We start from the raw sequence: 11,494 nt of genomic DNA on the forward strand, positions 1-11,494 counted from the left end.
ACGCACTAATCTATATTATAAATGCAAATCATAATAAAGGCAACGGAAAGAAGGTGAATTTTTTGCGAAAATTTAAAGAAATTATATCAGTTGCCCTGATTTTCACATTATTATTTACTGTTTCGACTTTTTCGCCTTATGCCGCTGATGATAAAAATGAGGTTTACATTGGCGGTGAGGCTTTCGGAGTTAAATTTTATGCTAACGGAGCAATGATAATCAAGCTTGAAAGCTACTATGACGGTGAAAAATATGTTTGCCCCGCAAAAGAGGGCGGACTTAAAGTAAACGACATTATAAAGAAAGTAAATAATACAAAAATCAGCACAAATGAAGAATTAAAGTCTGAAATTGAAAAATCAAACGGCAATGAAATTACTGTTGAAATTGATAGAAACGGCAAAATCGAAAATAAAACCGTTTTACCGATTAAAAATACCGTGGGAGTATATCTCCTCGGTGCGTGGGTTCGTGACAGCTGTGCAGGCATCGGAACTATGACCTATTATGATGACAGCAATAATTATTTTGCCGCACTCGGTCACGGAATATGCGACTGTGACACGGCTGCTTTGTTACCGTTAAAATCAGGTGAAACAGTTCAGGCTCAAATCAGCGGAATTGATAAAAGCGTCTGCGGTAAAGCCGGCAGCTTCTGCGGATATTTTACAGATGTTCGGCTTGGTAATTTGAGCGTAAACTCTCCTTTAGGAATTTTCGGAGATTTAACGAGTGAAAATTATAAAAGAAACAAGAAATATCTGATTGCGAATGACGATGAAGTTAAAACAGGAAAGGCTGTTATGGTAACAACGCCTGTCGGAGATACGCCGCAGGAATATGAAATTGAAATCAAAAGAATTTGCAACCGTGATATGACATCAAATGAAAATTTTGTCATAAAAATAACCGACAGCAGATTGCTCGAAAATTGCGGCGGTATTGTACAGGGTATGAGCGGCAGTCCGATAGTCCAAAACGGCAAAATTGTGGGTGCCGTTACTCATGTTTTTCTCAACAATCCGAGAGAAGGCTACGGCGTTTTCGCACAATATATGGCAGAATGTTACAATAATCAGCACTAAATGTATGATTACTTGTTCGTTTCATATTGTATAGAGCAACATTAAAAAAGAATTTCCCAATTTTTTAAAAAAGTTTTGTGGAAGGTATTGCCAACTTTACCATTTTGTGGTAATATTAGTACAACAAAAATTACTGGGGGAAATCACAATGAACAACAAAATAAAACTAATCGTAACTGATGACGCTTCCGAATTTACGCAGGAAAATCTTAATATCTTACAGAGTAAGAATATTTCCGTTATTTTCTGCGCAAAAGACGGAGAAGAATTGTGCGATAAAATTAAAAGAGAAAACCCTGATGTTGTGCTGATGGATTCATTTATGACAAGGCTTGACGCAATCGGAGTAATGAGGAGCGTCACAAGGCAGAACACAAAAGTACCTGTTTTTATGGTATATTCCTCTTTTCACAGTCCTGTTCTGGAGCGTGAAATTATGAATTCTGGTGCATCATATTTTGTGTTGAAGCCGTATAACATTTCCGAATTAAGCAGCATTATCAGCGATTTGTCGGATTTGAGCAAGAAAAATAATTTTGGCAGAGGAAGAATTATTGACGCTTTCGGAATTGAAATGAAAGTGACCGATATTCTCCATGAAATAGGAGTTCCGGCTCACATCAAAGGCTATCACTATCTGCGTGATTCAATCATTATGTCTGTTGAGCATCCTGAAATTATCAATGCCGTGACAAAACAGCTCTATCCGTCGGTTGCCAAAAAGTACGAAACAACTTCTTCACGGGTTGAAAGAGCTATAAGACACGCAATTGAGGTTGCATGGGATCGAGGCGACATTGATGTTCTGAACTCATATTTCGGATATACAATCCACAACGACAGAGGAAAGCCCACAAACAGCGAATTTATTGCCATGATTTCAGACAAATTAAGACTGCAGATTAAAAATGCAGGCTAAAAAAAGAGCCGCTCGTTAAGAGTGGCTCTTAATATATTATTTAGTTTTTCCGATATCGTGTCTGTAATGAGCGCCTTCAAAGGAAATTTTTTCTACTGCGGCATATGCCTTTTCGAGTGCCTCATCAAGTGTATCCGCTGTTGCAGTAACACCGAGAACTCGACCGCCGTTTGTATAGAACTTTCCGTTTTCGTACTTTGTGCCGGCATGATAAACGATTGCACCATCGACACCGCCGTTATCATTAAGACCGAACATCTCTATACCCTTTTTATATGAAACAGGATATCCGCCGCTTGCCATAACAACACAAGCTGCAGCACCGTTGTCCCATTCAATATCGAGGTTGGAAAGCTTTTCGTCAATAACAGCCTCACAGATATCTACAAGGTCAGTTTTAAGTCTTGGAAGAACAACCTGAGCCTCAGGATCGCCGAAACGGGCATTGTATTCAATAACCTTTGGACCGTTTGGTGTAATCATAAGTCCAAAGTACAGACAGCCCTTAAAAGGTCTGCCCTCTTTATTCATCGCCTCAATTGTAGGGATAAAGATTGTATCCATACATTCCTTGGCAATCTCGTCTGTATAATACGGGTTCGGGCTGATTGTGCCCATACCGCCTGTGTTAAGACCTTCGTCATTATCAAAAGCACGCTTGTGGTCTTTTGAGCTGACCATAGGTTTTACGCACTTACCATCTGTAAATGCAAGAACAGAAACCTCGGGACCTGTAAGAAACTCTTCGATAACGATATTGTTACCTGAGTCGCCAAACTTCTTGTCCTCCATAATTTCTTTGACTGCTTCAATTGCCTCATCAACAGATTGAGCAATAATTACACCCTTGCCGAGTGCAAGACCATCAGCCTTTACAACAACGGGAGCGGTATTTTCGTTCTTTATATAGTCAATTGCTTTCTGAGCGTCATTGAATACTTCATACTTTGCAGTAGGTATGCCGTATTTCTTCATAAGATTTTTTGAGAAAACCTTTGACGCCTCAATAATAGCGGCATTTGCATTAGGACCGAATGCTCTGATTCCAGCCTCCTGCATAGCGTCAACCATACCGTCAGCAAGCGGATCATCAGGGGCTACAAAAACAAGGTCAATTGCATTGTCCTTTGCAAACTTAACCATATTTTCTTTATCCATAACTCCGATATTAACAAGCTCGGCATCTCTTGAAATACCGCCGTTGCCGGGAGCGCAATAAAGCTTTGTGCATTTAGGACTTTCAAGAAGCTTTTTAATTAAAGCGTGCTCTCTGCCGCCCGAACCAATCATTAAAATTTTCATAACCGCACCTCTATCAGTGATGGAAAAGACGAATACCTGTAAATGACATTGTCATATTGTACTTATTGCAGGTTTCAATAACATTATCATCACGAATTGAACCGCCAGGCTGTGCAACAAACTTAACGCCTGAACGCTTTGCTCTTTCAATGTTGTCACCGAATGGGAAGAATGCGTCAGAACCGAGTGAAACACCGTCAAATGTTGCAAGCCAAGCCTTTTTCTCTTCCTTTGTAAGAGGTTCGGGCTTAGTTTTGAAGAACTGCTGCCATATACCGTCGGCAAGCACATCCTCATAATCGTCAGAGATGTAAACATCAATAGTGTTATCTCTGTCAGGACGGCGGATGTTGTCAACAAACGGAAGGTTCATAACCTTCGGATGCTGTCTGAGATACCAGATATCAGCCTTATTGCCTGCAAGTCTTGTGCAGTGAATTCTTGACTGCTGACCTGCGCCTACACCGATTGCCTGACCGCCCTTTGCGTAGCAAACAGAATTAGACTGAGTATATTTAAGAGTGATAAGAGCAACAAGAAGGTCACGCTTAGCATCCTCTGTAAAATTCTTATTATCTGTTACAATGTTCTGAAGGAGCATTTCTTCGTCAATTTTGAGTTCATTTCTGCCCTGTTCAAATGTAATACCGAAAACATCCTTATGCTCAATAGGAGCAGGAACATAGTTCGGGTCGATTTTTACAACATTATAGTTGCCTTTCTTTTTTGACTTGAGGACTTCAAGAGCCTCGGGAGTATAGTCAGGAGCAATAATACCGTCAGAAACCTCTCTCTTGAGGAGGATTGCAGTCTGAACATCGCAAGTATCGGAAAGAGCCACCCAGTCACCGTATGACGACATTCTGTCTGCACCTCTTGCCATTGCATATGCGCTTGCAATTGGAGAAAGTTCAAGGTCATCTACAAAGTAGATTTTCTTGAGTGTGTCAGAAAGCTCAGTTGCAACTGCCGCACCGGCAGGACTTACATGCTTGAATGACGCAGCTGCAGGAAGACCTGTTGCCGCTTTGAGTTCCTTTACAAGCTGCCATGAGTTAAATGCATCAAGAAAGTTGATGTAACCGGGTTTGCCGTTGAGAACCTCAACAGGAAGATCTTTGCCGTCCTGCATGAAAATTCTCGAAGGCTTCTGATTCGGGTTACAGCCGTATTTTAAAGCAAGTTCGTTCATTGGATTCATCCTTTCCGAAAAATAAATTACTTGTTTTTATTGATAATTCTTGACTCTGCCTTATTTGAAGCAATGTCAATATAGCGTACAAAAAGTGAAACCTTGTTATCCTCATTGAGAGAATTCCAGATTTTCTCGGCAAATGTGTCAATATCATCGTTACCGATTTCTACGAGTGTAGGTTCACCCTCAAAGCTCGGAAGCGGATTGCCGTCACTCATATATGTGTGAATGAATCTGCCAAGACCATTTATCGGCTTGTCATATGTAAATGTGTATCTTTCGCAGCAATCGGGATTGCCGTCTGCACTTTTGAGAATTGACATTGCATAGTTCATATTGCCGTTTTCACACTCAACGATACCAGAAATTCGTGGAGTGTAGTTAGGACCGTCAGGCTCAAATTCTCTTGTTGTGAGGGACTGTTCAAATGTCTGACCTTCATTCATAAGATCATAAACAGTATCTGTCTGGTCACCGTTAGTAACGATGGTTTTGTTGCCGAGAACTCTTACGGGAGAATAGATGATAAGTGACGGATCAACAAGCTTTGACGGATCAAAAGCCTGAGTTTTGATGCCGTCCTCGGTTTCTGCAAACACTCTGTTTCTGCTGTTTTCGCTTCTGCCCATAATGAAGTATGCAATAACAGCCTTTGAGCCGTCTGCACTTTTGCCGATTACAATGCCTCTGCCCGGATATGAAGTTGAAGCAATGTCATTGTAAAGTGATACAGGTTTCATATTTTTCCTCCGTTAGTCAAGAATTTCGGTTTTATTGTCTTTTACTATAATTTTATCTTCGCAGAAAAGCGAAACCGCCCTTGGAAGAATCTTCCATTCAGCCTGTTCCATAACTCTTTTCTGAAGAATTTCAGGTGTGTCACCGTTCTGAATTTCAACGGCTTTCTGAATGATAATGGGACCGCCGTCGCACACTTCGTTTACAAAATGTGCGGTAGCACCCGTTACCTTGACGCCTCTGTTAAGAGCCTCCTCATGAACTCTGAGTCCGTAATATCCCTCGCCGCAGAATGACGGAATAAGCGACGGATGGATATTGATTATTCTGTTTTCAAAAGCAGAAATAAACTGCTTTCCGAGAATAGTCATAAATCCCGCAAGAACAACAAGGTCAACATCCTTGGATTTCAAAAGCTCGGTTACAGCAGAATCATACTCATCAAATTCGTCATAGTCTTTTCTCCTGATAACCTCAGTTGCAATCGAATTATTTTTTGCTCTTTCAAGTGCATAAGCGTTTGGATTTGAGGACACAACAAGAGAGATTTTTCCGTTTTTAATCTCTCCCCTGTTCTGAGCGTCAATAAGTGCCTGAAGATTTGTGCCGCCGCCCGACACAAGAACTGCAATATTTTTCATTATTCAAACACTACTCCGTCATTACCGCTGATTACTTCACCGAGTACAACAGCGTCTTCACCGTTAGCCGCAAGAACCTCAAGAGCCTTGTCTGCATCTTCCTTGGCAACAGCAATTATCATACCTACACCCATATTGAATGTGTTGAACATATCGTGCTCGGGGATATTACCTACTCTCTGCATAAGCTTGAAAATAGGAAGAACAGGAATATTGTCCTTTTTGATTTTGGCAGAAAGACCGTCTGTAAGCATACGGGGAATGTTTTCATAGAAACCGCCGCCCGTGATGTGTGATACAGCCTTTACATCAACCTTATCCATAAGAGCGAGAAGAGGTTTTACATAAATTTTTGTAGGAGTGAGCAATGTTTCACCGAGAGTTTTGTCAAGCTCAGGATACTCGGCGTTGATTGTTTCCTCGTTGATATCAAAGATTTTTCTGACAAGTGAAAATCCGTTTGAGTGAACACCCGAAGAACGGAGTCCTAAAAGTACATCACCCTCGCAAAGCTTTGAACCGTCAATCATCTTTGGCTTGTCTGCAATACCAACACTGAAACCTGCAACATCATATTCGTCAACAGGCATAAGACCCGGATGCTCTGCAGTTTCACCGCCGATAAGAGCACAACCGGACTGAACACAGCCTTCTGCAATGCCTGATACAATTTCAGCTACCTTTTCGGGATAGTTCTTGCCGATTGCGATATAATCGAGGAAGAAAAGAGGTTTTGCTCCACAGCAAATTACATCGTTTACGCACATTGCAACTGCGTCAATACCGATTGTGTCATGCTTGTCAAGAAGAAAAGCAAGCTTGATTTTTGTGCCTACACCGTCGGTACCGCTGACAAGTACAGGTTCTTCCATATTTTTGAAATCAGGGGCAAAAAGTCCGCCGAAACCGCCGATGCCTGAAATAACACCGTCGATTTTTGTGCGTGCCACATGCTTTTTCATAAGCTCTACAGACTTATAGCCTGCTGTTACATCAACACCTGCCGCTTTGTAGCTTTCGGAAAAGCTGTTGTTCATTGTAATCACTCCGTCACTTTCTGTTAATTTTTTTAGCGTATTTATCTACAAAGATTGTTCTCGGAATTTCAGCGTCATAGCTGCCCGTGAAACAACCGTCACAGAATTCTATATTTGCACCCTCAGCAATTTTTCTGAGACTGTTTATACTGAGATAACCAAGTGAATCTGCACCGATATATTCACAGATTTCACTTGTTGTCAACTTGTTTGCAATAAGACTTTCTTTATCGTGAATGTCCACACCAAAGTAGCACGGACATACAAACGGCGGTGAGCTGATGAGCATATGCACCTCGGCAGCTCCTGCCTCACGCATAAGACGAACAATATGCTTTGAGGTTTCACCTCTGACGATTGAGTCATCAATAATAACAACTCTCTTGCCTTTAACATTAGCCTTCAAAGCGGTAAGTCTTGTTCTGAGAAGTCTTTTCTTTTTATCTTTACCCGAACCTACTGTTCTGCCGATATATTTATTTTTGACAAAACCTGTGCTGAACGGGATACCCGAAGCCTTTGCATAACCCTGTGCGGCAATAAGTCCCGAATCGGGAACACCGCACACCATATCTGCATCAATCGGGAACTCGTCATAAAGAAGTTCACCGGCTTTGAATCTTGCATTATGTACGCAGACACCGTTGATTACGCTGTCCGGTCTTGCAATATAAACATATTCAAAAAGGCAGAAAGATGTTTTATCGGGCAAAAGCTTTAATTTGTAGCTGTGAAAGCCTTCTTCGTCAACTACTACCATTTCACCCGGCTCAACATCACGGACAAATTCACCGCCGAGACTGTCGATAACACAGCTTTCTGAAGTGAAAATCCAGCTGTTTTTGAGTTTGCCGATACAGAGCGGACGGAATCCGTGCATATCACGAAAGCCGATAAGACGGCTCGGTGCGCAAATTACAGTTGAGTAAGCGCCCTTGAGCTTTCTCATTGAAGAAAGAACAGCATCTTCAAGCGTGTCTGTTACACATCTTTCGGTTGCGATAACATAAGCCATAATTTCAGCATTAGAATTGGACTGAAAAACAGCACCGCCTGTTTCAAGTTCCTGTCTTATTTCATTGAAGTTTGTAATTGAGCCGTTGCTTGCAATACCGATTGAACCCTGAATATATCGCATAACAAGCGGCTGGTTAGATGCACGGTCGAGTGATTCCGATGAAGTATAACGAACATGACCGACTGCAATCTTACCGTTTGGAAGTTTTTCAAGTGCTTTGGGCGTAAAAATCTCGGACACCATACCGAGTTCCTTGACAGTTGTAAATTCACCGTCTTTATTCACGGTGATACCTGCGCTCTGCTGTCCCCTGTGCTGAAGGCTGAAGAGTGCGTCATTTGCGGCGGCAACAACATCGATATCGTCATCATTACGGTAAATACCGAACACACCGCACTCGTCATTTACTTTGTCAAGTTTTGTGTCAATATCTACATAGTTCTTAATCAAAGCTCTGCCACCTTAGCCTGCATTGCCTTGTCTTTTTCGGCAACGCCTTTTTCCATATCAGCTTTCATATTTTCAAGCTTCTCTGCAAGAGAATCGTCGGAAAGTGCGAGCATTTCAACGGCAAGAATTGCAGCGTTAGCCGCACCGTCAACTGCTACTGTTGCAACCGGAATTCCTGTAGGCATCATAACTGTTGCGAGAAGAGCATCCATACCGTCAAGCTGAGCCGACTTGCATGGGATTCCTATTACAGGGAGGGTTGTTTTTGCCGCAAGAACACCTGCGAGATGTGCCGCCATACCTGCTGCGGCAATGATTACACCAAAACCATTCTTTTTAGCATCTGCCGAAAACTTAATTGCCGCATCGGGAGTACGGTGTGCACTCATTACATGAACCTCATACTCTACGCCAAATTCTTTGAGTTTACTGACAGCCTTTGATACTACGGGAAAATCACTGTCGGAGCCCATAATAATTGCAACCTTTTTCATAACTACTCATAGCCTTTCCGCCCACTTGATAAATTGCCGCAAAACCGTGCCGTGGGCAGACAAAGTCAGGACAAATATGCCAATTTATGCTTTGAATCGACATAAATAAAGCATTACTAATTAATTATATAAAAAAATCGGTTAAAATTCAATAGTCAGGCGAAATTATTTTTAAAATACCGCCAAAAAGCAAAAAGTGACTGTGCAAAGCATAGCCACTTCAAGATATCAATCAATCTCGGAAACATCTTTTCCCTGTTCGATTTTTGTGCCTTTATCGGGGCCTGTAGCATTAAGATACGGTCTTTCATTGGAAATGACGCCCTCGGTTGTAACTCCCGCCTCTGCAGCCTTTTTCATACCCGGAAAAAGAAATTCCATCTTTTCGTTATCGAATTTTTCATCGAGATATTCTTCAAAGCTGTTTGACGCAGGCACTCCCTCTGTTCTCTGAGTCCATCTTGCCGTAGCTGTTACGGACATAAAGCCGTTGAATGCCATGAATACAATCAGAAATGTTGTAATAATTGCACCTGCTCTTTTAGGGATTTTTTCAATAAGCTTTGCTGTCCACGGATACAGATAACGCACCCAGACAAGACCGAGGAATCCCCAGATAAGGGCATACATAAGATTAGTTCTGCCGTCAAGGTTAAACGGAGTGTCACTGTAGTCCCATGAAACCGTTCCGAACATCTGCTCCTGCAGCCACGAACAGAAATACTCAAAACCTGCTCCGACAAAAGCACTTATCACAAAAACAAGCGTATCATTAAGCTTGTAAAGCTTATACAAAGCAGCTGTCAGAAAACACGCACCGCCGCCGTAAACAGGAATAAACGGACCGTAAACCATACCGACACGCATTTCAAAATGTCCGTCAACGCAGAATGCCCATATTGTTTCAAGAATCGTGCCGATGAAAGAACCGATCACAAACAGATAAAAAAGCTTCGTAAAACAGAATCCGTAAGCAAACGGCTTGTCCTCTTTGCTTTCAAAGGTTTGTGTATATTCTTTCATATTATCCTGCTTAATCTCCTCAATTTTAGCATTAATTTGCTTTACATAAGCCATATGAGTGAGATCGGGATAAGCGTGCGCAAGTCTTTTTCTTAAAATATTCTCTGTAAAAAGTCGGTTATAGTTTTCTTCAAGTTCCTGAATTTCAACCTCTGTTGCACCTTTATCCATAAGCTCGGAAGAATTTTTAAGCTTTGCAATTCTTCTGAGCAGACGGATTGTTGTTATCATTGAAAAAACATAATCAATTACAATAATTCCGCAGAAGCAAAGAACAAGAATAAGACTTACCCAGAAAGGAATTGCTTCAACGGCTGTGCGAAGCACCGGAATTATCAATCCGACAAGCAGCATACCGAGCAATCCGAGGAAAAGTGCATAAGGAAAAGTTATATAATTGCCTATGCTGAATTTCGAGGAAGAAAAATCCCATGGCTTGAATTTGAGAGTTTTTTCTACAAGCACACCGACCACAACCATAAGTGCAGATAATATCAGAGTTGAACCGATGAATAAAATCAGCTTGCTGTTTTCAAACGGTTTTAGTGCCGTATAACAAATAACCGCCGAAAATCCGTACATAGGGCAAAACGGCGATGTCAAAAAACCGTTGTTACTGAATTTTTTCTCAAGAAGAAGCGAACGAAAACTGCTCGCCACCCAGCCAAAAAACGAGAAAATTACGAAGTACCACAACAGGTCGAGTAAAAATTGCATTTCCTGTCCCCCACAATTTTATGCAACAAATCGGACACAGAATTCTGTGCCCGAAAAATTGCCGTAAATTTCACATTCTTTATGCCTTTGGCACATCATCTTTCCAGAGTTCTTTAATTGCGGTAACATTGCCCGCAAGTCCCTGAATATCTGAAGGAATGATAATCTTTGTAGCCTTGCCGTCAGCGGCTTTACCGAATGCCTCAAGCGATTTAAGCTGAATAATTCTATCGGTAGGAGCAGCCTCATTGAGCATTTTAAGTGCGTCGGCATTAGCTTTCTGGACTGTGAGAATAGCCTCAGCTTCACCCTGTGCCTCACGGATTTTCTGCTCCTTAACAGCGTCGGCTTTAAGAATTGCAGATTCCTTCATACCCTCTGCAACGAGAATCTGACTGCGTTTTTCACCCTCTGCATCAAGAATTCTTGCACGGCGCTCACGCTCTGCCTTCATCTGCTTTTCCATCGCATCCTGAATTTCACGGGGCGGAAGAATGTTTTTAAGTTCGACACGGATTACCTTAATGCCCCATGCGTCGGTTGCCTCGTCAAGAATCACTCTGATTTTACCGTTGATTGTATCACGGGACGTAAGTGTGTTATCAAGCTCAAGATCACCGATGATATTACGCAATGTTGTTGCAGTAAGATTTTCAATAGCGCTGAGCGGTCTTTCTACACCGTAAGTATAAAGCTTTGGATCGGTAATTTCAAAATACACAACCGTGTCAATTTGCATGGTGACATTATCTCTTGTGATTACAGGCTGTGGAGGGAAGTCGATCACTTGCTCTTTTAATGAAACCTTTTTTGAGATTTTGTCGATGAACGGAATTTTTACATGCAAGCCTGTTGACCAAGTTACATGATATGTT

Annotated in this window: 11 protein-coding genes; 2 read left to right on the forward strand and 9 right to left on the reverse strand. The window is 41.7% G+C overall.

The annotated features are described in order from the left end of the window. The first annotated feature begins 62 nt into the window (after positions 1-62). Complete coding sequence (gene spoIVB, locus RBATCC27255_RS02275; RefSeq protein ID WP_169923210.1) at positions 63-1,085, forward strand: SpoIVB peptidase; 1,023 nt, start codon at positions 63-65, stop codon at positions 1,083-1,085. 148 nt (positions 1,086-1,233) lie between these two features. Then, positions 1,234-2,004, forward strand: a complete 771-nt coding sequence (gene spo0A / locus RBATCC27255_RS02280) for a sporulation transcription factor Spo0A (RefSeq protein WP_101028551.1) — start codon at positions 1,234-1,236, stop codon at positions 2,002-2,004. 36 nt (positions 2,005-2,040) lie between these two features. Here spo0A and purD read toward each other — a convergent pair whose 3' ends face one another. The 9 genes from purD to RBATCC27255_RS02325 form a co-directional block, all read right to left on the reverse strand. Further along, positions 2,041-3,306: a phosphoribosylamine--glycine ligase gene (purD, locus tag RBATCC27255_RS02285; protein ID WP_101028552.1), complete on the reverse strand. Its 1,266-nt coding sequence runs from the start codon at positions 3,304-3,306 to the stop codon at positions 2,041-2,043. A 13-nt stretch (positions 3,307-3,319) separates the two neighbouring features. Next, on the reverse strand, positions 3,320-4,498 hold the full coding sequence (locus RBATCC27255_RS02290; protein WP_101028553.1) for a phosphoribosylaminoimidazolecarboxamide formyltransferase: 1,179 nt from the start codon (positions 4,496-4,498) through the stop codon (positions 3,320-3,322). A gap of 26 nt (positions 4,499-4,524) precedes the next feature. Further along, positions 4,525-5,241 (reverse strand): IMP cyclohydrolase, encoded by a 717-nt coding sequence (locus RBATCC27255_RS02295; RefSeq protein ID WP_101028554.1) that lies wholly within the window; start codon positions 5,239-5,241, stop codon positions 4,525-4,527. A 12-nt stretch (positions 5,242-5,253) separates the two neighbouring features. Then, a complete protein-coding gene (gene purN / locus RBATCC27255_RS02300) occupies positions 5,254-5,880 on the reverse strand; it encodes a phosphoribosylglycinamide formyltransferase (RefSeq protein WP_015523913.1) in 627 nt (208 codons plus the stop codon). Next, positions 5,880-6,917, reverse strand: coding sequence for a phosphoribosylformylglycinamidine cyclo-ligase (gene purM, locus RBATCC27255_RS02305; protein ID WP_101028555.1), 1,038 nt, complete (start codon positions 6,915-6,917; stop codon positions 5,880-5,882). Before purM ends, purN begins: the two co-directional genes overlap by 1 nt. A gap of 13 nt (positions 6,918-6,930) precedes the next feature. Beyond that, a complete protein-coding gene (purF, locus tag RBATCC27255_RS02310) occupies positions 6,931-8,385 on the reverse strand; it encodes an amidophosphoribosyltransferase (protein ID WP_101028556.1) in 1,455 nt (484 codons plus the stop codon). Beyond that, a complete protein-coding gene (gene purE, locus RBATCC27255_RS02315) occupies positions 8,382-8,879 on the reverse strand; it encodes a 5-(carboxyamino)imidazole ribonucleotide mutase (protein ID WP_101028557.1) in 498 nt (165 codons plus the stop codon). Before purE ends, purF begins: the two co-directional genes overlap by 4 nt. A 228-nt stretch (positions 8,880-9,107) precedes the next feature. Continuing rightward, positions 9,108-10,619 carry a putative ABC transporter permease gene (locus RBATCC27255_RS02320; RefSeq protein ID WP_101028558.1) on the reverse strand — a complete coding sequence of 504 codons (1,512 nt, stop codon included), beginning with the start codon at positions 10,617-10,619 and terminating at the stop codon, positions 9,108-9,110. Positions 10,620-10,698: 79 nt separating this feature from the next. Further along, on the reverse strand, positions 10,699-11,494 hold a 796-nt coding region (locus RBATCC27255_RS02325), incomplete at its 5' end, for an SPFH domain-containing protein (protein WP_101028564.1).

The organism is Ruminococcus bromii (assembly GCF_002834225.1).
Classification (GTDB): domain Bacteria; phylum Bacillota; class Clostridia; order Oscillospirales; family Acutalibacteraceae; genus Ruminococcoides; species Ruminococcoides bromii.